The organism is Flavobacterium sp. WC2416 (assembly GCF_041200095.1).
In the GTDB taxonomy this organism is placed as follows: Bacteria; Bacteroidota; Bacteroidia; order Flavobacteriales; family Flavobacteriaceae; genus Flavobacterium.
In genome coordinates this window covers 3732694-3755926 of record NZ_CP165626.1, presented here as the reverse complement: position 1 = coordinate 3755926, position 23233 = coordinate 3732694, and the positions used below count along the sequence as shown (strand labels likewise).

Sequence of the window (23233 nt, the reverse complement as noted above, 5' to 3'; positions counted from 1 at the left end):
TGTCAATTACTTAAACTAAAAACTAATTTTATTAGAATACTATATAAATGATGAATTGGTATGTTGTATATACAAAGCCGAAATGGGAGAAAAAAGTAGCTGAACAGTTAACGAATGCTGGTGTTGATTGTTATTGTCCTTTGATTGTAAAAATACATCAATGGTCAGATAGAAAGAAAAAGGTGGAAGTGCCTCTTTTTAATTCGTATGTTTTTGTCCATATAGCCGATGAAGATAGGAATTTAGTATTTCAATCACCAGGTGCTGTAAGGTATTTATTTTGGTTAGGAAAACCTGCTATTGTAAGAGACGATGAAATTAGCACCATAAAATCTTGGCTTGAAAAGCCTAATAAAGTTGATATTGCAATTACTACACTTCAGGTTGGGGATAAAATCACCTTGGAGTCTGGCCCATTTACAGCTCAAGAGGCTGTTATTCAGGAAGTAAAAAACACGCACTATGTTCTAGTATTAGAATCATTAGGTTGTGTGTTGAAAATGAGTATAAAATAAGTAGTTGTGAGAAGTGCGTTTTTTTTGAAAGAGTTCTTTTCTTTTTTGCTTGATCAAAAAAGAAACAAAAAAATATTCATGGGTTGTTATTGTTTTTTTGGTATTCATGAATCTTCGATTTCAAGCCTGCAAATTAAAAGCTTAAAAACTACCTCAAATTACCGTTCCGCAGCCCGAGCCATTCGTCTATCAAAAAGCTAACATCGGACAACGAATATCGATTCATCGTTAACCGTTTTCCGTCCATCAAAAAGTGAACATCGAACAACGAATATCGATTCATCGGTCAACGGTAATCGAATAATGAACATCGGTCATCGAGTTGTAATTGAATGTTTATTTGAGGGTGGGGAGAAGATTAGTTCTGAGTTTGGTGTTGAAAATGAGTTTAAAGTAGGATTATAGCTGTAAAATCAGTATTCGAAAAATGTTCGAATACTCAAGAAACACACCTTTTTATCCATATTAAGATATCACTAAATTTAGTGATATTTTTTTGTTTAAAAAGGAGTGTATTCGTTTTATATTGTTGATAATAAGATTGTTGTGTTTTTGCGTTTGGTTTTTGGGGTTTTTCGAATCCTTTTCAAATGAAAAAGATAGAAAAAGACCGATATAAAGTAGCTATATTTGCAAACTTAAAATTATTTCACTTTCCTTCTCCTTTTTTGGGAGTATGGATCGCGAAGCGTTGTATTAATAGTACTAAAAGCTAATATCTATTAGTTGAATTATGGAATCAAATTTGAAAATAGCAGTTATCGGTTTGGGTTATGTTGGTTTGCCTCTAGCACGATTATTTGCTACTCAGCATCCAGTAATAGGATTTGATATTAATGAATCCAGAGTAAAAGAATTAAAAGCAGGTTATGATGCCACCCTTGAAATTGATGCTACAACATTAACTAAGGTACTTTTAAATGATACTACTAACGCCATTGGACTATACTGCACATCTATTTTAAAAGAGGTGACTAATTGTAATTATTATATTGTAACCGTTCCTACACCTGTTGATAAAAACAATAGGCCAGATTTGACTCCTTTATATAAATCCAGTGAAACGGTGGGTAAACTATTAAAAACTGGAGATACTGTCATTTATGAATCTACGGTTTATCCCGGTGTAACTGAAGAAGAATGTGTACCTGTTTTGGAAAAAGTTTCAGGCTTAAAATTCAACGTGGATTTCTTTGTGGGTTATTCTCCCGAAAGAATTAATCCAGGAGATAAAGAGCATACTGTTGATAAAATACTAAAAGTGACCTCTGGTTCTACACCAGAAACGGCGCAAAAAGTGAATAGTTTATACCAGTCTGTAATTACAGCAGGAACGCATTTGGCTCCATCCATAAAAGTGGCCGAAGCTGCCAAAGTAATTGAAAATTCACAACGCGATATTAATATTGCTTTTGTAAATGAATTGGCTAAAATTTTCAATTTATTAAATATTGATACCCAGGCCGTTTTGGAAGCGGCAGGAACCAAATGGAATTTTCTTCCTTTTAAACCGGGTTTAGTTGGTGGGCATTGTATAGGAGTTGATCCTTATTATTTGGCCCAAAAAGCACAAGAAATGGGATACCATCCTGAAATTATATTAGCAGGTAGACGTTTGAATGACAGTATGGGGGAATACGTAGCCTCTCAAATAGTAAAACTAATGATAAAGAAAGGAATTACAGTAAATGGAGCGACGCTCTTAATGCTAGGAATCACTTTCAAGGAAAATTGTCCCGATGTTCGCAATACAAAGATTGTGGATGTGATTACTGCTTTAACAGATTATGGAATTACAGTCACTATATATGATCCATTGGCTGACCCTAAGTCTGTTGCTAAAGAATATAACTTGTTTACTTTAAATGAGACCCCTAATATGAAGTTTGATGCTATTGTTTTAGGTGTAGCCCATACTGAATTTTTAAGTTTGGATTTTTCAAGTTTACAAAAGTCCAATAGTATTTTGTATGATGTAAAAGGAGTTTTGGGTGATCGTGTTGATGGAAGATTGTGAAAATCGTTTTTCGTTCAACGTTTTCCGTACATCGAACATCGAATATCGTCCATCGTTTTCCGTCCATCGTCTATCGAAAAACGGTCATCGAAGAACAGTCATCTAAAGTCAAATAGCGGTTATCGAATAACGGATAGCGAAAATCGAACAACGTCCATCGTTTTCCGTCCATCGTCTATCGAAAAACGGTCATCGAAGAACAGTCGTCTAAAGTCAAATAGCGGATAGCGAAAATCGTTTCTCGTCCATCGTTTTCCGTCCATCGTCTATCGAAAAACGGTCATCGAAGAACAGTCGTCTAAAGTCAAATAGCGGTTATCGAATAAAGGATAGCGAAAATCGTTTCTCGTCCATCGTTTTCCGTCCATCGTCTATCGAAAAACGGTCATCGAAGAACAGTCATCTAAAGTCAAATAGCGGTTATCGAATAACGGATAGCGAAAATCGAATATCGTCCATCGTTTTCCGTCCATCGTCTATCGAAAAACGGTCATCGAAGAACAGTCATCTAAAGTCAAATAGCGGTTATCGAATAACGGATAGCGAAAATCGTTTCTCGTCCATCGTTTTCCGTCCATCGTCCATCGAAAAACGGTACTCGAATAACGAACATCGTCCATCGTTTTCCGTCCATCGTCCTTCGTCCATCGAAAAACGGTCATCGAACGACGGTCCATCGTCCATCGTTTTCCGTCCATCGTCCATCGTCCATCGAAAAACGGTAATAGAAAAACGGTACTCGAATAACGAACATCGTCCATCGAACATCGTCCATCGAAAAACGTTAATCGGAAAGCGGAAATCGTCCATCGAAAAGGAAACAATGAACAACGAACAACGAATATCGATTCATCGGTCATCGGTCATCGAACATCGGTCAACGAATAAAGAATAAAACATGGAAAACAAAAAATCAATTACGCACGTCATTCTTACTGGTGGAGTAGGTAGCCGATTATGGCCTTTATCACGTAAGAGTCAACCTAAACAATACTTGGATATATTTGACGGTAAGTCTTTATTTGAAATGACGGTAGATCGCAACCGTAACATTGCTGATAAGGTGATGGTGGTAGGTAATATTGATAATTGTCATTTGAGTAGGAATGTTTTAGAAAAATCGAATACTGCATATGTAGATATAATTGAATCTACTCCACGAAATACAGCAGCAGCTATTGCTTTTGCAGCCTTTGCATCTGAACCAGATGATATATTGATTGTAACACCATCAGATCATATCATTGATGAGATGGAAATGTATGAAGATGCTATTAATGAAGCTGTTGATAAGGCATTAAATGGGTATATTGTTACTTTTGGAATTGTACCAACAAAACCAGAAATTGGATATGGGTATATAGAGCGCAAAGGAGATGATGTCATTTCTTTTAGAGAAAAACCAAACCAAGTTACCGCTGCCGCCTTTATTTCTAAAGGGAACTTTTTGTGGAATAGTGGAATGTTTTGCTTTAAAGCCAGTGTATTATTAGAGGAACTAAAATCGTTTCACCCTGAAGTATACGAAAAGTCTAGAATAGCATGGGAAAACAATAAAGAAGGAAATTTAGATTTGGATTTATCAATGGATATTCCTTCCATCAGTATTGATTATGCGGTAATGGAAAGAAGTAAAAAAATTAAAGTGGTTACGTCTGAATTTGCTTGGTCTGATTTGGGTTCTTTTGAATCGGTTTATGATTATTTATTGACCATTGGACATAAAGTAGATGAAAACGGTAATATGGTGATTGGGACTAACAATTACACTGCTTTTATTGGAGTAAAAGACACGATATTCGTTTATACTCCTACTGCCAATTTAATTTTGAAAAAAGAATTTTCACAAGATGTTAAGAGTGTTTATAGTGCACTCGAAAGAGCTAACTCTGATTTATTGAATTAAAAAATTATGAATAAAGACACTAAAATATATATTGCAGGACATAAAGGTATGGTTGGCAGCGCCATTTGGCGGACGCTTACTGAAAAAGGCTATACGAATCTTATTGGATCTTCCAGCAAGGAGTTGGATTTAAGAAACCAACAAGAAGTTACTGCTTTCATGGCTAAAGAAAAGCCTGAAGTGATTATTGATGCTGCTGCAAAAGTAGGAGGGATATTGGCCAACAATGATTTTCCGTATCAGTTCCTTATGGAAAACATGCAAATCCAGAATAATCTAATCGACTCAGCAATGAAGTCTGATGTAGAGAAATTTATCTTCTTAGGAAGCTCTTGTATCTATCCTAAACTGGCTCCACAACCGCTAAAAGAAGAATATTTACTAACGGATACCTTAGAGCCCACCAATGAATGGTATGCTATTGCCAAAATAACAGGGGTGAAAGCCTGTCAAGCCATCCGAAAACAATTCAATAAAGATTATGTCAGTTTAATGCCGACTAATTTATACGGGACGCATGATAATTTTGATTTAACTTCTTCGCATGTTTTACCTGCGATGATGCGGAAATTTCATGAGGCAAAAATGAATAATAATGCTCCTGTTACTCTTTGGGGTAGCGGAACACCTATGCGCGAATTTCTTTTTGTAGATGATATGGCACAGTCAGTTGTTTTTGCATTAGAAAACAAACTACCCGATTATTTATATAATGTAGGGACTGGAGAGGATCTAACCATCAGACAATTGGCAGAAACCATTCAAAAGATCATTGGACATCAGGGTGAAATTATTTGGGATAGTAGTAAACCAGATGGTACACCACGAAAATTAATGGATATTAGCAAAATGCATGCTTTGGGATGGAAACACCAAGTGCAATTGGAAGAAGGGATACAGAAGACGTATACTTGGTTTTTGGAGAATATCGATCAATTTAAGGAAGTGAAGATGTAGGGAAGGATTATCTGGTCAATCGTTTAATCGGTTAGGAAAAAGGTTAAGCGGTTAGTAAAGGTTTAATCGTTTAGGAAAAGGTTAACTGGTTAAAAAAGGTTAATTGGTTAGGAAAAGGTTAATCGGTTAGGAAAAGTTTAAATGTTTAGAGGAAGGTTAACTGTTTAAAAAAGGTTAATTGGTTAGGAAAAGGTTAATCGGTTAGGAAAAGTTTAAATATTTACATTCGATTAAACGATTAACCAAATAACCAGTTCACCAAATAAACAAATAATCAGTTCACCAATTAAACTTTTGTTCGATTCAGCAATTAACGATTAGTTCGATTAAACAATTCACCGAATAACCTTTTGTTCAAATAACCAGTTCAACAATTAACCGATTATACAATTTCTCCATGAGCTACCACATCTATTCTTTCGAAAAATTAGAAGTATATCAACTGGCCAGAAAGTTCAAAATTGATATAAAGTTGATGAGTCAAGGGTTTCCAAAAGAAGAAAGATTTGATTTAATCAGTCAAATTAATAGGTCATCAGCGAGTATCTCTGCTAATTTAGCAGAGGGTTCTGGAAGATCTTCTAATTTTGATCAGGCCCATTTTACTAATATGTCCTATTCAACGGCGCTAGAAACGATAGATCATTTGAACACCGCCTTGGATATGAAATATATTAATGAAGATCAATATACGGAACTTAGAATAAAACTAGATGCTATTCTAAATAAATTGAATTCACTTTATAAATATCAAATCAATAATAAAGAGACGTTGAAGAAGAAAGTTTAAAAAAGGTTAATCGGTTAGGAAAAGTTTAAATGTTTAAAAAAGGTTAATCGGTTAGGAAAGGTTTAATTGTTTAGAGGAAGATTAACTGATTAGAAAAAGTTTAATTGTTTAAAAAGGTTAATCGGTTAGGAAAAGTTTAATCGGTTAGGGAAGGTTTAATTGTTTAAGAGGAAGATTAACTGATTAGAAAAAGTTTAATTGTTTAAAAAGGTTAATCGGTTAGGAAAAGTTTAATCGGTTAGGGAAGGTTTAATTGTTTAAGAGGAAGATTAACTGATTAGAAAAAGTTTAATTGTTTAAAAAAGTTTAATCGGTTAGGAAAAGGTTTAATCGGTTAGGGAAGGTTTAAATATTTCCACACGATTAAACGATTAACCAAATAACCAGTTCACCAATTAAACAATTCACCAAATAAACGATTCACCATCGTATAACAAAATTTCAATCACACCAAACGATTAAACAATTAACCAAATAACCAGTTCACCAAATAAACAATTAACCAAATAAACGATTCACCATCGTATAACAAAATTTCAATCACAACACACGATTAAACAATTAACCAAATAAACGATTCACCATCGTATAAAAAATACACGAACAACAAGCAATAATATCATGGATAACACAGCACAAAAAGTAGCATTAGTAACAGGAATTACAGGTCAAGATGGATCTTATTTAGCAGAATTATTATTAGAAAAAGGATATATGGTTCATGGGGTAAAACGCCGTGCTTCTTCTTTTAATACCCAACGTATCGATCATATCTATCAAGACCAACATGAAGTGCATGTTAATTTTAAATTGCATTATGGTGATTTGACCGATTCTACTAATATTATACGCATCATACAGGAAGTACAACCCGATGAAATCTATAATTTAGGAGCGATGTCTCATGTAAAGGTATCTTTTGATTCCCCTGAATATGTTGCCAATGTAGATGGATTGGGAACCTTGAGGATTTTGGAGGCAGTTCGGATTTTAGGCTTAGGAAAAAAAACCAGAGTATACCAAGCTTCTACTTCTGAATTGTATGGCGGATTGGCAGAGAATAAAAACGCAGCAGGATTTTATGACGAAAGCTCTCCTTTCTATCCGCGTTCTCCGTATGGAGCGGCTAAGATTTATGGTTTTTGGATTACTAAAAACTACCGCGAGGCTTATAATATGTTTGCTTGTAATGGAATTCTTTTCAATCATGAATCGCCAAGACGTGGGGAGACTTTTGTAACTCGTAAAATCACCATGGCCGTAGCTGCTATTGCTAAAGGAAAGCAAGATTGTTTGTACTTAGGAAACTTGAATTCTCAAAGAGACTGGGGACATGCTAAGGATTATGTAGAGGCCATGTGGCGTATTTTACAACAAGATGTGCCAGAGGATTATGTAATAGCAACAGGGGTGACTACTTATATTAGAGATTTCGTGATTATGGCTTTTGCTGAGGTAGGCGTCACACTAACTTTTGAAGGAGAGCAAGAAAATGAAACGGCTACCGTTGCTGCTTGTGCTAATCCTTTGTATCAAATAGCGATAGGTACAGTGGTACTTAGAGTAGATCCAGAGTATTACCGTCCTACTGAAGTGGATCTCTTAATAGGAGACCCTACGAAGTCAAAAACACAATTGGGCTGGAAGCCACAATATGATTTAGCTGCCTTGGTGAAGGAAATGGTAGCCAGTGATTTGAAATTGTATTAAAGTCTCTTATTAAAAGAATAATTTTAACTTTCAAATTATTTTACAATAAAGAAAATGAAAAAAGCGATAAAATTATTCAACAAATTAAAAAAGTCAGAAAGTAATTTTATTATTGTTTTATCAAGATTTTTTTGGATTAAAGTTTTTAATAAAAAATCATTTCTTTTACATCAAAAAGTTACAATCAATGGAATAAAAAATATTGATGCAAAAGATTTTGTTGAAGTTGGGGTTAATTATGTCGGATTTAGTCATAAAACAGATAAAACTTATTTAAATATTAAGGGTAAATTAGTATTTAAAGGGAAATATTCTATAGGAAGAGGATGTAGATTTGATATTGGAGAAAATGCTTTGGTAACTATTGGATCAGGAGGATACATTAATTGTAATACTAATGTAATCATAATGCACAGCTTAGAAATTGGTAATAATTGTGCCATTTCATGGAATTGTCAATTTCTTGATGAAGATTTTCATGAAATTGAATATGAGAAAAAGAAGCCTGTACAAAATTCAATTGTAATAGGAAACAATGTATGGATAGGATGTGGTGTCAAAATTTACAAAGGCACAGTAATTCCTAATGGATGTATAATTGCTTCAGATACAATAGTTAAAGGTGTTTTTGAAATTGAAAATTCTTTAATTGGTGGCAATCCAGCAAGAGTACTTAAAGAAAGAGTAAGCTGGAAATAATTTATAATTATAGATTCTTATTATAAAAATATTTATATAAGAATTTAAATACTAATTCATTGCATAAAATATATACATTAGATAAAGAAAATTGATGCAAATCATAAAAAAAATTTACAATAAAGTTGGTATTAGTAGTAATCGAACAAAAAATATAACAAAACATGTTTTTATATCGTTTCTATATAAAGGAGGAAGTATTTTATCTTCGCTGTTAATGGTTCCTCTTACCATAAAGTTTTTAGATACAGAAAATTATGGAATTTGGTTAACTCTTAGTTCTTTTATCGCTTGGTTTTCATTTTTTGATATAGGCTTAGGTAATGGCTTGCGAAATAAATTCGCAGAAGCAAAAACTAAAGGTGATTTAGCTTTAGCAAAAGCATATGTCAGTTCTGCATATTTTACTATTGGAAGTCTTTGTTTAGTACTTATTTTAGTTTTTTTTGGTATTAATTATTTCATTGACTGGCCAAAAGTTTTCAACGCAAGTATTAAGTTGCAAAAACAACTTAGCATTCTGATGCCAATTGTATTTGCTTTTTTTTGTTTACAATTGGTATTTAAATTGATTACAACAATTTATACAGCAGATCAACATCATTCTATGCAAGGTAAAATAAATTTTTATACATCTATATGTTCATTAGTTTCAATATGGGTAATGATTCATTTCGCAGAAAGTTCTTTATTACTTTTTGGAACAGTGTTTTCATTTTTACCAGTAATAATATTAATTTACCTCAATTTCTTTGCCTTTAAAGGTGTTTATAAAGACTATAGACCTAGTTTTTACTTGTGGAAAAGGGAATATTTGCATGATATTTTTGGACTGGGGATAAGTTTTTTTATAATTCAAATAGCTGGAATAATTTTATTTTCTACGGATAATCTTATTATAACTCAAATTTATGGACCAGAGAAAGTAGTGCCTTTTAATATTGCTTTTAAATATTTAAGCATTTCAAATATGGTAGTTTCAATTATACTAACCCCTTATTGGTCATCTATAACTGAAGCTTATATAAATGAAGATTATGATTGGATTAAAAAATCGATGAGTAACTTAATAAAAATATCTTTAGTAGCAATTTTGTTCATTTGCATTATGGTTGCAGTTTCTCCATTTGCTTATAAACTTTGGATTGGTAATAAAGTAGTTATTCCTATGTCGTTAACTTTTTTTATGGGTATATATTTTGCGTTAACAATTTTTTATGGACCCTATACCTATTTTATTAATGGAACTGGAAAAGTGAGACTTCAAATGTATTCCATTGTAATTACAGCAGTTTTAAATATACCGTTGTCGATTTTTTTAGCTAAAAATGTTGGTCTTGGTGTTTCTGGTGTTATTTTAGCTACAATATTGTGTTTAATTCCACATGTTATACTTTGTCCATTACAATATTCAAAAATTATTAATAAAAGAGCTCATGGAATTTGGAATAAATAGTACATGTAATTTAAGTTTTATTTTAAAATATTTGATTAACTAAAATAAATTTTTTATATGTTATTTTTTTTTAAAAATCTAAGAAGTTTATTTTTGGCAATGTTACAAGGGAAAATCTATTGGAATATTGATTTAGGAAAATTCAATACTATTGATAAAGGTGCAAAGATTTATGGTCCTTTTCATATTGAACATGTACGTATTGGTAATGGAACTTATATTGCTCCTAACGCTACAATTTCACATACAGAAATTGGTAAATTTTGTTCAATTGGACCCAATTTTTTTTGTGGATGGGGTATCCATCCTTTAAATGGTATTTCTACAAGTCCGATCTTTTATTCCACCAAGAAGCAAGCTGGATATACTTTTAGTAAAACAGATAAAATTAAAGAAAGAATACCTATTGAGATTGGAAATGATGTATTTATAGGAGCTAATGTAACCATTTTGGATGGTATAAAAATTGGTGATGGAGCGGTAATTGGTGCAGGATCAGTAGTAAGCAAAGATATTCCCCCTTTTGCTATAGCTGTTGGGTCACCAATAAAAATTATAAAATATAGATTTGATGATAAAATTATTAAAAGTTTGTTGGAAATAAAATGGTGGGAAAATGAAACAGTAATTCAAGATGTTGAATCTTATTTTTATAACATTGAAGGTTTTATAAATAAATATAATAAAAAGTAACACCATTAACGATAATATAATTTTAATTTTTTAATGAAAAAATATTTTAATTTTTTAATTTTTTTATTTCTTGCTTTACTATCAACAAGAATTTTTTCTTTTACATTGATTGAAAAAGTATATTTTGATTATGTTGAAATTATAATTTCAGTTATTTTAGTTTTAGTTTTTTTGTTTAAAGCAAAAAATATTTTAAGATTAAAATGGGTTTTTCCTGAGGTTAAATGGATATTGATAACAACTGTTTTTTCATTCTTACCTGCTTTACTTTTTCATGATCAGGAGATTTCTTTAGGTTTATTGGCATCTAGAACTACCTATTTTTGGTTAGGGTATTATTTGTTAAAAGTAAATAATGTAAAACTTCGTGATTTACATAATGTGATGTTAGTTATGGGTTTTGTTTGGAGTTTAATAATGATTATTCAACAAATTACTTATCCTGTTATTTATTTTAATTTTCTAAATGGCAGTGAATTCGAAATCAATAGGTACGAAGAGAGAGGTAATTTGTTAAGAATTTTTATTGATGGTTCATTATTTGGTTTCTATTTTTTGTTTTTTTACTGGGGTAAATTTATAAAAAAGTTAACCCTTAGAACTATCTTTATGATAGTACTTGGTTTATCAGCAGTTTTATTTACGGGTTCTAGACAGATAATATTTAGCATATTTGTTGTTTTTTTGTTTAGTTTCTTTTCTAAAATCAAATCTATTACGAGATATAATACTAGTTTTATTTATGTTTTTGTAAATCTTATTTTTATTGTTATAACTTTTGCTGGAGATTACCTTCTGTCTTTGGTTACCTTGTCATTAGATCAAAATGTAACCTCTGATAATTACATTAGAATATTAGAAATGAAGTTTTTTGTTTTTGAATATTGGCCAAATTTTTTAGCAGTTTTTATTGGAAATGGATGGGAACATGCATTAAGTAGTTATGGTGTAGAGATAGGTAATTTTAAATATATGAATGGCTTTTATAGAAGTGATATAGGTTTGTTAGGAGCATTCAATAAATTTGGGATTGTCTACTTGTTAGTTATACTTTCGTTGTTTTATAGAATTATTAAAAAAGGATCTAAATTATTTGTTCCGGATTTTATTCAATACTTTTTTCTACTTGTTTTATTAACTTCGATTTCAGGTGCTAATTACTTTGAAATACCTTCATGCATATTCATTTTAATTTCAATATTATATATTCTAGATAAAACTAATGAAAAAAACAGCAATTGTAATACCCATATATAATAGATTAGAAATTACTAAAAGTGGACTTCTTAATATTCATTTGGCATTATTAAATGTTAAAGAAAATACAGAGTTCAGTTTTGATATTATAATAGTTGATGACGGGTCTGATGATGGAAGTGCAGAATGGATACAAGAAAACTATCCAACTGTAAAAATATTTAAAGGGGATGGGAATTTGTGGTGGACAGGATCTGTAGATTTGGGAGCAAGAGTAGCTGTGAATGAACTGAACTACGATTATGTTTTGCTCTGGAATGATGATACTATTTGTAATGCGAATTATTTTGAAGAATTAATTAAGATATTAAATCAATCATTTTATAATAATAAAATATTAGTTTCAAAAGTTTTATGGCAAGATGATGTGAATAGATTATTTAATTTTGGATGTTATTTTGATCCTAAAAATGGGAAAAAAATATTAAATGGTAGTAATGATTTTGATTCAGAAAAGTATAATAAAATATTGAAAGTTGATTGGTCTGGAGGAATGGGTACTTTAATTCCGAAAGAAATTTTAAAAGCTATTGATTTTTTTGATCCTAAAAATTTTCCTCAATATCACGGAGACAGCGACATGTTTTTGAGGGCTAAAAAAAATGGTTTTGATACATATGCTATACCAACTCTAAAAGTTTATAATAATCGTGATACCTCTGGAATAAAAAAAATTAGGAGTTTCAAGGATCTTAAAAATTATTTCACATCCAATAGATCAAATTATAATTTTATCCAAAATGTATTTTTTTGTAAAAGACATACGGTAGGAGCAGGAGCTTGGATTAATTTCTATAAATATTATTTAAAAGCTTTTCTAATTTCATTAAAATGATAAAAAAAATAAAGAACTTTTTTAGCTTTGTACTTCCATTTAGGTTATATCTATATAATGTTTTTTTTACTAAAATTCCATTTTCAAATATTCGTTTATTTTTTACAAGATTTTATATTGAATTAGGAGATAAATCTAATGTTTTGTCAAATGTTAGATTTCTTTTTTCAGATTTCAAAAAGAATAAGAATATAAAGATTGGAAAAAATTCAATTGTAAATCCTGATTGTATTTTGGACGGTAGACTAGGTACTATTGAAATAAGAAATAATGTTGATATTGGAAGAGGAACCTGGATTTTTACACTAGAGCATAATCCTCATTCAGACTATCATTCAACAACTTCTGGAAATGTAGTAATTGAAGACCACGTATGGATTGCATCTAGAGTAATTATTTTGCCAGGAGTTACCATTGGAAGAGGCAGTGTTATTGCTTGTGGAGCTGTAGTTACAAAAGATGTACCTGCAATGTCTATTGCAGGAGGAGTTCCTGCAAAAGTAATTGGAACCCGTAATTCAAAATTATTATATGAAAATAATTATTTTCCAGACTTTCTTGTATAATATTTTAAATTTGAAATAATGAAATCATCCATATTTGTTTATCCAATTGTACCTCTTAAATTTTCTGCTACAAAAAACCCATATATTAATGACCTAATTGGATCACTTGAAAATGCGGGGAACATAGTTGTAAATAAACAAGATGAAAGACACAACGGGGTGTTTTCAATTTTTTTTTATTTTTTTAAGACTAACATCTTTTACTTTAATTGGATTGAATATCTAGCTCAGAAAAAATTAGGTAGTTTTCAATTAATAATTTTTATGCTTCAAATTTTTTTTATTAAAATTTTTAATAAAAAAATTATTTGGACGCTTCATAATTTAAGTTCCCATTATTCAAACAATTGGTCTTATAATTTCATCCAGAGTGTAATGATAAAAGCATCAGACTTGATTGTCATTCATACAAAGGAGTCTTATGATTTTTTAGAAAAAAAACAAGTTGATAAATCAAAAATTTTTTATTCTTTTCATCCCATTACACAAAATTCAATTTCTTCTGATAATTTAGATCATATTGAAAAAAAATATGATATTTTAATTTGGGGGTTAATGAGTCCCTATAAAGGTGTTTATGAATTTTTACTTTTTTTAAGGAATAAAGGACTTGATTGCAAAGTGATGTTAGCAGGTAAATTTAATGATAGCAACTATTTAAATAAAGTTAATTCAGTTGCTAGAGACAATATTATCATTAATAATTCTTTTATTAATGATAATGATTTATTCAATTTGCATGTACAGTCAAAATATATTTTGTTTCCATATAATAGTTTAAGTGTACTCAATTCAGGAGCTTTGACACTTTCACTTTCCTATTTTAGTAATATTATTGGTCCAAATCGTGGAGCCTTTAAAGAACTAGGAGAATTAGGAATTATTAATAATTTTGATAATTATGAGGATATTTTGAAATATATCAACAAAGATTTTGATACAATAGCTAATAATAATATAAAAGAATTTGTGTCTAATAACACATGGAATCATTTTGGTCTGTCTATCAATAAACTTATAAAATAAATAAAAGATTAAAATGAAAATACTACGTGTCATTTCATCAATGCACCCAAGCAAAGGAGGTCCTTGCCAAGGGATCCGGAATGCAATCCCTTATTTTCAAAAAGCAGGAATTACAACTGAAGTAGTTTGTATGGATGATGAGAATAGTAAGTATCCTATTGAAGATAATTTTACGGTTTATAGAGTTGGGATAGGAAAGACTTCTTACCAATACCAACCTGAATTATTCAATTGGTTAAAAGATAATATCATGAATTATGATGCTGTGGTGGTTCATGGATTATGGCAATATCATAATGTAGCGGTTTACAAAGTCGTAAATAAGCGTAAGAAAAGAGGGCAAAAAGTCCCCAAAGTTGTAGTACTGCCACATGGTATGTTAGATCCTTATTTTCAGAAAGCTCCAGACAGAAAAATGAAAGCGATTCGAAATGAAATAATCTGGCATCTTACAGAAAAAAAATGTATTAATACTGCTGATGCTATTTTTTTCACTTGTCAGGAAGAAATGCGTTTGGCCGCAACTACCTTTAAAGGATATAATCCCAACAAAACAATAAATGTGGGTTACGGCATTCAAGCGCCTCCTTTAAAGAATGTGGAATTTAAACACGCTTTTGAAGAAATATGTTCTGCTGTTGTAGGTAAAAAATATTGGCTATTTTTAAGTCGAATTCATGAAAAAAAGGGGGTTGATTTGTTAATAAAAGCCTATGATAAACTGTCAAGGCTAAACCCTAGTTTACCGGAATTGGTTATCGCTGGTCCAACAACATCAGATTATGCGCAACAAATGATTAAACTGGCATCTAACAATGCGAAAATTCATTTTCCTGGAATGTTACAAGGAGCGGAGAAGTGGGGTGCTTTTTATGGTTGTGAAGCGTACTTTTTACCAAGTTATCAAGAAAATTTTGGTATTGCAATAGTAGAAGCTATGGCTTGTGAAAAACCTGTAATGGTTTCTAAGAATGTTAATATTTGGAAAGAAATTAAGGCAGGTAATGGTGGATGGATTCTAGATGATTTATCAGACAAAGGAATTTATAGTGCACTCTTAGAAATCAGTGAAATTTCTGAAGAGAATATTGCTATCAAAGGCAATCAATCGTATAAAACTTTTCAAAATAATTTTAATGTTCAAGATCGTGCAGCTGTTTTTTTGAGCGCCTTAAATCAGTTATAAATGGATACTCCTATTCCAAAATACATAGATTCCATTCCGAAATCTGATAAGTTGTATCGCTTCCTTTGGAGGATAGTATCACTTTTTTTATTTAGACCTTTTTCTTTGCCTTTTTTTAATGGATGGCGTATATTTTTATTGAAATGTTTTGGAGCTAAATTAGGAAATAATTGTACCATTTATGCCTCTGCTTATATACCTTCTCCTAAGAATTTGATAATGGGTACGCATTCTACATTAGGTCCTGAAGTAAAATTGCATTTTGGCAAAACGATTATTGGAAACAAAGTGACTGTATCACAAAGAACTTATTTATGTAGTGCTACGCATGATATATCTTCCATAAATACACCACTAGTTATAGGTGTTATTAAAGTAAATGATTTTGTATGGATTGCTGCAGAAGCTTTTGTAATGGGTAATGTTACTATTGGTGAGGGGGCAATTGTTGGAGCGAGAGCTGCAGTATTTGGAGATGTTGAAGCCTGGATAGTTGTTGGAGGTAATCCAGCTAAATTTATAAAAACTAGAGAGTTAAAGTAAGATGAAAAGTACCATTACAGCAATTATTTTAACATTTAACGAAGAACTACATATAGCTCGTTGTATAGAATCTATTAAAGGAATTGTTGATGAAATTTGTATTGTAGATTCATTTAGTACCGATGCAACTTGTGAAATTGCACAAGAATTAGGTGTAAAAGTGTATCAAAATCCTTGGATTAATTATGCAACCCAATTTAATTGGGCGTTAGAAAATTGTGAAGTAACATCGTATTGGGTATGGCGTATTGATGCGGATGAATACATAGAGGCTATTCCGTTTTCTTTGAAAGATAAGTTAGCAAGCTTATCTAATGATGTTTCTGGTATTTATGTCAAAAGGAAAATTATTTTTATGGGTAAACCCTTACTTCACGGAGGATGGTATCCAGTTTGGCATTTAAAAATATGGAAATTTGGTAAAGGGTTTTGTGAGAATCGCTGGATGGACGAACATATTAAATTAACAGAAGGGACAACCATAAAGATTGATTGCGTACAAGTTGATGAAAATTTAAACGATTTGAGTTGGTGGATCAATAAACACAATAGTTATGCTACTAGAGAAATGGTAGATTTATTAGATACAGAATATGAAATTTTTTCAAAAAGTGAAGTTAACCCTAAATTTTTTGGTTCAGGCGAACAACGAAAAAGATTTTTAAAGGTATTGTATTTAAAATTTCCTTTATTTGTAAGGCCATTTTTTTATTTCACCTATCGTTATGTATTTAAATTAGGTTTTTTAGACGGGAAATCTGGGTTTGTTTGGCATGTACTTCAAGGTTTTTGGTATCGTTTTTTAGTTGATGCTAAAATTTATGAATTAAAAAGAGAGTTTAATAAAAATGAGGATGCAATTGTTAAACATATCAAAGAAACGTATAAAACTTCATAAAAAAATAAATCTTGTCTAGTCTCTATTTCTGAAGATAGGACTAGAATTTAACAGAGTAAAAAAAACACAACTCCATTTATGACAATGAAAGTCTCTATAATCACCATTTGTTACAATCGCAGCGCCACTATTGCCAAAGCTATAGAAAGTGTTTTGAATCAGGATTATCCCAATATTGAATACATTGTCATTGACGGAAACTCTACTGATGGAACTCAAGCGGTTATTGCAAAGTATTCCAGTCGTATCGCTCAATATATTTCAGAACCGGATCAAGGGATGTACGATGCACTCAACAAAGGACTGCAACTGGCAACAGGTGATGTGGTGGGTTTGATGCATTCGGATGATGAATTTTATGACACTGGCGTAGTCTCAAAAATTGTTGCTACTTTTATGAATACTCCAGATACTGATGGGGTTTATGGAGATGGGGTGTACATTAGTAATGATACCGCAGCAAAAGTGGTGCGCAATAGAATAGGCGGAGCCTTTAGTTTGGACAAAATTAAAAAAGGTTGGCTGCCCTTGCATCCCACTGTGTATTTGAAAAAGTCTCTAATTGATAAATATGGGGCATATAATTTAGATTTTAAGATTGCTTCGGATACCGAATTTTTATTGCGTTATTTGTTCAAATATAAAATAAAGATGTTCTATCTCCAGCAATACATCGTTAAAATGAGAATGGGAGGCTTAAGTACTAGTTATGCTAGGGCTTTTGAAGTATTAAAAGAAGATTACGCCATTTATAAGTTCCATAATGTCAACCCTATTCGTGCTGTTTTTCAAAAGAAATTACAAGCGCTAAGCCAATATTTAAAAAAATGATATTTGATTATTATATGCTAGTACCAATTTGTAATTTTTGAATCGTATATGTCCATTTTAAAAAACCTTGCTTCTTTACGTATTTCCCGTTACTTTAAAATTTGTTTTGTTTTATGGGATTTGTTATTATTGAATGTAGCTATTACTTTTTCTTTTTGGTTGCGGTATGGTTCACTAGTTCGGATTGATCTAAAAGAGGTGCAAACCATTTCGCTTTTATCCAATTTGTTTTGGGTCTTTATACTATTGAATAGAGACGCCTACAGAATTATACGTGTGGAACGAATTGAGACGATACTAATTAGAATGTTTAAACATCTCCTTATTCATACTGCTTTGATTGCTATTTTTGTAACCGTTTTAAAATTTCATGAAATTTCTCGGGTACGCTTGTTTTATTTTTATGTTGTTTTTTTTACTATGCTTTTTATTTCAAGAGTTTCCTTTATGAAAATATTGAAATACATTCGATCGAAAGGGTATAATTTTAAGAATGTCATTATTATTGGAGCCAATGATGCAGGTGAAAATATAAACAGGATATTATCTAAGGACTTAACGTTTGGGTATCGGATCCTTGGTTTCTTTGATGAAATAGTAGATCCTTTTGCTTTTATAACAGGACCCATTTTGGGCGATTTTGATGCAATTGAAGAATATATTATTACAGAAAACGTAGATGAGATGTATGTAGCTTTGCATATAGATAATATTGAGATGATTAATAAACTAACAGCGCTTTGTGAGCGCTATATGGTTCGAATCAAATTCATACCTGATTTTCAACAATACACTCGATCCCGGAAAGTAGAAATTACTTTCTACGAGAACACACCAGTGCTAATGTTGCGGAAAGAACCTTTGGAAAGTACCATTAATCTGTTGTTAAAAAAAGTTTTTGATTTAATTTTTTCTTTTTTGGTTATTGTATTAATCTTTCCATGGCTATTTCCGATCATCATTGTTTTGATGAAAATGGATTCCCCTGGTCCCATCTTTTTTAAGCAAGAACGTTCCGGACGTGAAAATGAATCTTTTCTTTGTTGGAAATTTAGAACGATGAAGGTAAATGCTAGTTCAGATTACCAACAAGCGACCAAGAACGATGCAAGAATAACCAAAATAGGGGCATTCATGCGCAAAACCAATATTGATGAATTGCCTCAGTTTTTTAATGTTTTTTTTGGTAATATGTCGGTGGTAGGCCCCCGTCCACACATGTTGCGACATACCGAAAAGTATTCTGAATTAATCAATAATTATTTGGTGCGTCATTATGCCAAACCCGGAATTACGGGTTGGGCTCAAGTCAATGGGTATAGAGGAGAAACGAAAGAGTTGATCGAAATGAAAGACCGAGTGGATTATGACATTTGGTATATAGAGAACTGGAGTTTGCTATTAGACCTGAAAATTATTTACCTGACTATTTATAATGTGTTTAAAGGAGAGGAGAAGGCTTATTAGTATTTAGTGATTAGTGTTCAGTGTTCAGTTTTTTAGTGATCAGTAGTTAGTGATCAGTGGTCAGTGTTCAGTAATCAGTGTTCAGTATTCAGTGATCAGTATTCAGTGATCAGTAAGCTGTGATCAGGGATTATGGTGAAGAGTGAAGGGTGTTCAGTAGCTTGAGAGCGGAGCGTGGTGTTTCTGTAATTAACATCTAGAGTTTGTAGATTGTTAGTCTCTCTATTTGCAAATTTTGTAGGAACGGCTAGTTTACAATACTTTTTGAAGTCCATTTTGCCAAGTAGATAGAATGAGTACAGGCTTGGTTTTTTTTAATCTTTAATGAAAAAATAATACCTATATTTGTGGCTTTTAAAAATTAATTACTTATGAAATATCTTTCTTTATTAAAGAAAATAACCCCATTTTTATTTTTAATAATAGTGTTCTCCTGTGCTTCTCGTAAGGACTTGGTGTATTATCAAGGAATTGATGGGGCAACTACTCAAGCAAATACTACTACGTATGAAATCAAAATCCAGCCGGATGATTTATTGATGATTATTGTTTCAGCTGAAGATCCGGAGATTGCTGCGCCTTTTAATTTGAAATCGATATCAGTTCAGAATCCTAGTAAATTAGAATCAGCAACTGGACAACAGACGATGCAGTTGTATTTGGTGGATGCTAACGGGTATATTGAATTTCCTATTTTAGGTAAATTAAAAGTGGGAGGATTAAGTCGTACTGAAGTTTTACAAATGCTACAGCAAAAAATAGCGGTATATATTAAAAACCCGATTATTAACTTCCGCATCATGAATTTCAAAGTTTCGGTACAAGGGGAGGTCAATTTACCAGGTACTTATACTATTACATCAGAAAGAGTCACGCTAATTGAGGCATTGACTATGGCAAAAGATTTGACGATTTATGGCAAAAGAAATAACATATTAATTATAAGAGAAGTGGATGGGGTGAAATCGTATAATCGAGTAGATCTTACCAAAGCGGATTTTATGAACTCTCCTTTTTATTATTTGGCTCAAAATGATGTAGTGTACGTAGAGCCCAATAAAAGTAAAATTAATGGTTCAGCCGTAGGAGCTAACACCGGTGTTATTGTTTCTATTACTTCGATATTGATTACATTAATCACCCTAATTACAAGAATAAAATAATTTTTTTTACATGGATAATAACAATTTTGAGGATGATTTTGAAAATGATTTTGATTTAAAATTATTTCTTAATAAATATTTGGTTCATTGGCAATGGTTCGCTTTGACAATTTGTTTGGGTTTACTGGGCTCTTTTTTATATTTAAGATATACTGTACCTCAATATCAGACCATCACAACAATTTTAGTAAAAGATGAGAAAAAAGGCGGAATGCTTTCGGAATTGTCTGCTTTTGCTGATTTGGGAGTGGGTGGAGGTATGAAAAGTAATCTGGATAACGAAATTGAAATTTTAAAATCGAGAACCTTAGTCGAAATCACGGTAAAAAAACTGGATTTAAATACGAGTTTGATCGTCAATGGAAAAATATCGGATCGTGAAATTTATCAGGATGTGCCCATATCGGTTCGTTTTTTAGATAAAAAAAATAAATTTTATGAAAGTACTTTTGACTTAAATTTTAAAGAATTAAGTGGGTCGACTTTTGAATTGATAGATCAAATGAAAAATGATTCTTCCTCAGTTGTACTGGGGAATACAAGTCAATTTCAATATGACAAGCCTATCAAGACTCAATTTGGTGTTTTGGTTATTAGTAAATTAATAAATGATACCTATCCTGCAAGTAAAATTGGGAAAACAATTAGAATACATGTTAGTCCTCTAGAAAATATAGTTCAAAGTTTTCAAAACCGACTTAAAGTAGAACCAGTTAGTAAAACGAGTAGTGTGGTGGCTATTTCTATAACCGATCCAGTAATCAAAAAAGCAGAAGCGTTTTTAAATAATTTAACTCAGATTTATAATGAAAATGCTGCAGCAGATAAAAATTTTATATCGGAGAATACTTCTATTTTTATCGCTAATAGACTGAAATTAATTACCCAAGAATTAGACGGTGTGGAACAAGATGTGCAAACGTTTAAAAAGTCTAATAACCTAACGGATGTCGAATCGGAAGCCAAGTTGTTTATTGAAGGGTCTAATGAATACAATAAAAAGGGGATAGAGACCGAAATTCAGCTGAATGTAGTATCTTCCCTATTGAGTTTTATTAAAAAAAGTACCAATTCTGATTTGTTGCCAACCAATATTATTGCAGGTGAAGGAGATGCTTCAGGCTTAATTAGTTCGTATAATCAATTGGTTTTAGACCGCAATCGGATTTTAAAATCGGCCACTCTTGAAAATCCATCGGTTGTTAAAATGGATCAGGAAATTGCCTCCTTAAAAAATAATGTGCAAACTAGTTTGTTGCGGATGCAATCGAGTTTAAACATTCAAAAAAGAGATTTAAATAGAGAAGAAGGGCTGTTGAATGCTAAAATTGGTAAAATACCCGTACAAGAACGTCAGTTTAGGGTGATCGCTCGCCAACAAAAGGTGAAAGAAGAGCTGTATTTGTATTTGTTGCAAAAAAGAGAGGAAACTGCTATCTCATTAGCAGCTACAGAACCGAATGCCCGCGTAATTGATGTTGCTAGAGGAGATAAAATGCCTGTTTCCCCTAAAAGAAATATTATTTATTTGGCAGGACTTTTATTAGGGTTATTGGTACCTTTTGGGATAATCTATACCGATGATTTACTAGATACCAAGATAAAAAGTCGTTTGGATCTAGAGGGGAAAACGTTGATTCCTTTTATAGGGGATGTACCCACATCAGATTCTCCATCTGAAATTATAGCATCTGGAAGTAGAACCAGTTCTGCCGAAGCCTTGCGAATTATCAGAACCAATCTCGAATTTATGTTAACCAAAGTGCCTGAAGGTGAGGCGAAAACTGTGTTTTTGACTTCCACTTTTCCTAGTGAAGGAAAAACATTTGTTTCCGTAAATTTAGCCGCTACCTTTGCCTTGTCTGGTAAAAAAGTGTTGTTGATAGGTATGGATATTAGGAATCCTAGATTGGATGAGTATTTAACATTGCCAGAAAGAGGGGTTACTAATTATTTGTCTACTAATAATTTGAAATTGGAAGATCTTATCATCAAATATGAAGGATATGAGGATTTTCATGTATTGCCTGCGGGTGTTATACCGCCAAATCCAGCGGAGTTGTTGATGAGCAAGAAAGTGGATACCGTTTTTGAGAGTTTACGAAAACAATATGATTATATTATCGTGGATACTGCGCCAGTAAGTTTAGTAACGGACACCTTGTTAATTGCTAAACATGCGGATACTTTTATCTATGTGGCTCGTGCTAACTTTTTAGAAAAGCGAATGCTAAATATAGCCAATACGTTATACAAAGAAAATAAATTACCCAACCTGTGTTTGCTTCTTAATGATACTGATTCTACCAAAGGCTATGGCTATGGGTATGGCTATGGAGTAAAAGTGGAGAAAGACCCTTGGTATAAAAAAATATTCAAAATATAATTAAGAGGTTGTATTTTCCTTTTCATAAAAAAGTTCGCGAAATGATTGTATTTCGTGAACTTTTTTTTTTGATACAGACGTATGTTAATGACAATGAAGGTTTTGGGTTTTTCTTAAAATTGGAGTGCTACTTATACTATAATAGCTGTTACTAATTTCTTATCAACCTCTATTTTTGCTGCTGTATTTCCGTTAACAATCATAGCTAATCCTATTTTTTTAGTATAAATTTGTTCTGATTTAAGAAAGGGACACACTAAAAATGTGATTTACTAGGGCGAAGCCATGTACTCTTTTTTAATAGTTAACTCCACTTTAAGACGAATTATCCT

Annotated in this window: 20 protein-coding genes; all 20 read left to right on the top strand. The window is 31.8% G+C overall.

From position 1 onward, the window contains the following. Nucleotides 1-47 precede the first annotated feature (47 nt). The 20 genes from AB3G39_RS15925 to AB3G39_RS15830 all read left to right on the top strand — a co-directional run bounded on the left by AB3G39_RS15925 (nt 48) and on the right by AB3G39_RS15830 (nt 22901). Entirely contained in the window at nt 48-515 is a 468-nt protein-coding gene (locus AB3G39_RS15925; RefSeq protein WP_369765691.1) for a UpxY family transcription antiterminator, read from the top strand. Nucleotides 516-1248: 733 nt separating this feature from the next. Then, a complete protein-coding gene (locus tag AB3G39_RS15920) occupies nt 1249-2532 on the top strand; it encodes a nucleotide sugar dehydrogenase (RefSeq protein WP_369769608.1) in 1284 nt (427 codons plus the stop codon). Between the two features lie 898 nt (nt 2533-3430). Then, nucleotides 3431-4438: a mannose-1-phosphate guanylyltransferase gene (locus AB3G39_RS15915; protein WP_369769607.1), complete on the top strand. Its 1008-nt coding sequence runs from the start codon at nt 3431-3433 to the stop codon at nt 4436-4438. Between the two features lie 6 nt (nt 4439-4444). Next, entirely contained in the window at nt 4445-5395 is a 951-nt protein-coding gene (locus AB3G39_RS15910; protein WP_369769606.1) for a GDP-L-fucose synthase family protein, read from the top strand. A 397-nt stretch (nt 5396-5792) separates the two neighbouring features. Then, nucleotides 5793-6185, top strand: coding sequence for a four helix bundle protein (locus tag AB3G39_RS15905; RefSeq protein ID WP_369769605.1), 393 nt, complete (start codon nt 5793-5795; stop codon nt 6183-6185). A 621-nt stretch (nt 6186-6806) separates the two neighbouring features. Further along, nucleotides 6807-7895 carry a GDP-mannose 4,6-dehydratase gene (gene gmd / locus AB3G39_RS15900; protein ID WP_369769604.1) on the top strand — a complete coding sequence of 363 codons (1089 nt, stop codon included), beginning with the start codon at nt 6807-6809 and terminating at the stop codon, nt 7893-7895. Nucleotides 7896-7949: 54 nt separating this feature from the next. After that, nucleotides 7950-8594 carry a hypothetical protein gene (locus AB3G39_RS15895; RefSeq protein WP_369769603.1) on the top strand — a complete coding sequence of 215 codons (645 nt, stop codon included), beginning with the start codon at nt 7950-7952 and terminating at the stop codon, nt 8592-8594. Between the two features lie 94 nt (nt 8595-8688). Further along, nucleotides 8689-10050, top strand: a complete 1362-nt coding sequence (locus tag AB3G39_RS15890) for a lipopolysaccharide biosynthesis protein (protein ID WP_369769602.1) — start codon at nt 8689-8691, stop codon at nt 10048-10050. A 99-nt stretch (nt 10051-10149) separates the two neighbouring features. Then, the gene (locus AB3G39_RS15885) at nt 10150-10743 is read left to right on the top strand and encodes a CatB-related O-acetyltransferase (protein ID WP_369769818.1); all 594 of its coding nucleotides are present in this window, start codon (nt 10150-10152) and stop codon (nt 10741-10743) included. A 33-nt stretch (nt 10744-10776) separates the two neighbouring features. Then, complete coding sequence (locus tag AB3G39_RS15880) at nt 10777-12000, top strand: hypothetical protein (RefSeq protein ID WP_369769601.1); 1224 nt, start codon at nt 10777-10779, stop codon at nt 11998-12000. Beyond that, on the top strand, nt 11966-12835 hold the full coding sequence (locus AB3G39_RS15875; protein WP_369769600.1) for a glycosyltransferase family 2 protein: 870 nt from the start codon (nt 11966-11968) through the stop codon (nt 12833-12835). Before AB3G39_RS15880 ends, AB3G39_RS15875 begins: the two co-directional genes overlap by 35 nt. A 143-nt stretch (nt 12836-12978) precedes the next feature. Beyond that, nucleotides 12979-13401, top strand: coding sequence for a hypothetical protein (locus AB3G39_RS15870; RefSeq protein ID WP_369769599.1), 423 nt, complete (start codon nt 12979-12981; stop codon nt 13399-13401). A 375-nt stretch (nt 13402-13776) separates the two neighbouring features. After that, nucleotides 13777-14427 carry a hypothetical protein gene (locus AB3G39_RS15865; protein WP_369769598.1) on the top strand — a complete coding sequence of 217 codons (651 nt, stop codon included), beginning with the start codon at nt 13777-13779 and terminating at the stop codon, nt 14425-14427. Between the two features lie 13 nt (nt 14428-14440). Next, nucleotides 14441-15613 (top strand): glycosyltransferase, encoded by a 1173-nt coding sequence (locus AB3G39_RS15860; protein WP_369769597.1) that lies wholly within the window; start codon nt 14441-14443, stop codon nt 15611-15613. Further along, nucleotides 15614-16156, top strand: coding sequence for a putative colanic acid biosynthesis acetyltransferase (locus AB3G39_RS15855; protein WP_369769596.1), 543 nt, complete (start codon nt 15614-15616; stop codon nt 16154-16156). 1 nt (nt 16157) lies between these two features. After that, a complete protein-coding gene (locus AB3G39_RS15850) occupies nt 16158-17054 on the top strand; it encodes a glycosyltransferase family 2 protein (RefSeq protein ID WP_369769595.1) in 897 nt (298 codons plus the stop codon). Between the two features lie 78 nt (nt 17055-17132). Beyond that, on the top strand, nt 17133-17885 hold the full coding sequence (locus AB3G39_RS15845) for a glycosyltransferase family 2 protein (RefSeq protein WP_369769594.1): 753 nt from the start codon (nt 17133-17135) through the stop codon (nt 17883-17885). A gap of 48 nt (nt 17886-17933) precedes the next feature. After that, the gene (locus AB3G39_RS15840; protein ID WP_369769593.1) at nt 17934-19352 is read left to right on the top strand and encodes an undecaprenyl-phosphate glucose phosphotransferase; all 1419 of its coding nucleotides are present in this window, start codon (nt 17934-17936) and stop codon (nt 19350-19352) included. Nucleotides 19353-19723: 371 nt separating this feature from the next. Continuing rightward, entirely contained in the window at nt 19724-20515 is a 792-nt protein-coding gene (locus tag AB3G39_RS15835; protein WP_367773620.1) for a polysaccharide biosynthesis/export family protein, read from the top strand. A 10-nt stretch (nt 20516-20525) separates the two neighbouring features. Further along, nucleotides 20526-22901, top strand: coding sequence for a GumC family protein (locus AB3G39_RS15830; protein WP_369769592.1), 2376 nt, complete (start codon nt 20526-20528; stop codon nt 22899-22901). Nucleotides 22902-23233: the final 332 nt, after the last annotated feature.

What these genes read in the sequence shown, in the direction of transcription:
- AB3G39_RS15890 (WP_369769602.1), top strand. Translation starts at nt 8,689, where the DNA reads ATGCAAATCATAAAAAAAATTTACAATAAAGTTGGTATTAGTAGTAAT.
- AB3G39_RS15855 (WP_369769596.1), top strand. Translation starts at nt 15,614, where the DNA reads ATGGATACTCCTATTCCAAAATACATAGATTCCATTCCGAAATCTGAT.
- AB3G39_RS15915 (WP_369769607.1), top strand. Translation starts at nt 3,431, where the DNA reads ATGGAAAACAAAAAATCAATTACGCACGTCATTCTTACTGGTGGAGTA.
- AB3G39_RS15845 (WP_369769594.1), top strand. Translation starts at nt 17,133, where the DNA reads ATGACAATGAAAGTCTCTATAATCACCATTTGTTACAATCGCAGCGCC.
- AB3G39_RS15885 (WP_369769818.1), top strand. Translation starts at nt 10,150, where the DNA reads ATGTTACAAGGGAAAATCTATTGGAATATTGATTTAGGAAAATTCAAT.
- AB3G39_RS15910 (WP_369769606.1), top strand. Translation starts at nt 4,445, where the DNA reads ATGAATAAAGACACTAAAATATATATTGCAGGACATAAAGGTATGGTT.
- AB3G39_RS15835 (WP_367773620.1), top strand. Translation starts at nt 19,724, where the DNA reads ATGAAATATCTTTCTTTATTAAAGAAAATAACCCCATTTTTATTTTTA.
- AB3G39_RS15850 (WP_369769595.1), top strand. Translation starts at nt 16,158, where the DNA reads ATGAAAAGTACCATTACAGCAATTATTTTAACATTTAACGAAGAACTA.
- AB3G39_RS15880 (WP_369769601.1), top strand. Translation starts at nt 10,777, where the DNA reads ATGAAAAAATATTTTAATTTTTTAATTTTTTTATTTCTTGCTTTACTA.
- AB3G39_RS15905 (WP_369769605.1), top strand. Translation starts at nt 5,793, where the DNA reads ATGAGCTACCACATCTATTCTTTCGAAAAATTAGAAGTATATCAACTG.
- gmd (WP_369769604.1), top strand. Translation starts at nt 6,807, where the DNA reads ATGGATAACACAGCACAAAAAGTAGCATTAGTAACAGGAATTACAGGT.
- AB3G39_RS15860 (WP_369769597.1), top strand. Translation starts at nt 14,441, where the DNA reads ATGAAAATACTACGTGTCATTTCATCAATGCACCCAAGCAAAGGAGGT.
- AB3G39_RS15840 (WP_369769593.1), top strand. Translation starts at nt 17,934, where the DNA reads ATGTCCATTTTAAAAAACCTTGCTTCTTTACGTATTTCCCGTTACTTT.
- AB3G39_RS15830 (WP_369769592.1), top strand. Translation starts at nt 20,526, where the DNA reads ATGGATAATAACAATTTTGAGGATGATTTTGAAAATGATTTTGATTTA.
- AB3G39_RS15875 (WP_369769600.1), top strand. Translation starts at nt 11,966, where the DNA reads ATGAAAAAAACAGCAATTGTAATACCCATATATAATAGATTAGAAATT.
- AB3G39_RS15925 (WP_369765691.1), top strand. Translation starts at nt 48, where the DNA reads ATGATGAATTGGTATGTTGTATATACAAAGCCGAAATGGGAGAAAAAA.
- AB3G39_RS15865 (WP_369769598.1), top strand. Translation starts at nt 13,777, where the DNA reads ATGATAAAAGCATCAGACTTGATTGTCATTCATACAAAGGAGTCTTAT.
- AB3G39_RS15920 (WP_369769608.1), top strand. Translation starts at nt 1,249, where the DNA reads ATGGAATCAAATTTGAAAATAGCAGTTATCGGTTTGGGTTATGTTGGT.
- AB3G39_RS15895 (WP_369769603.1), top strand. Translation starts at nt 7,950, where the DNA reads ATGAAAAAAGCGATAAAATTATTCAACAAATTAAAAAAGTCAGAAAGT.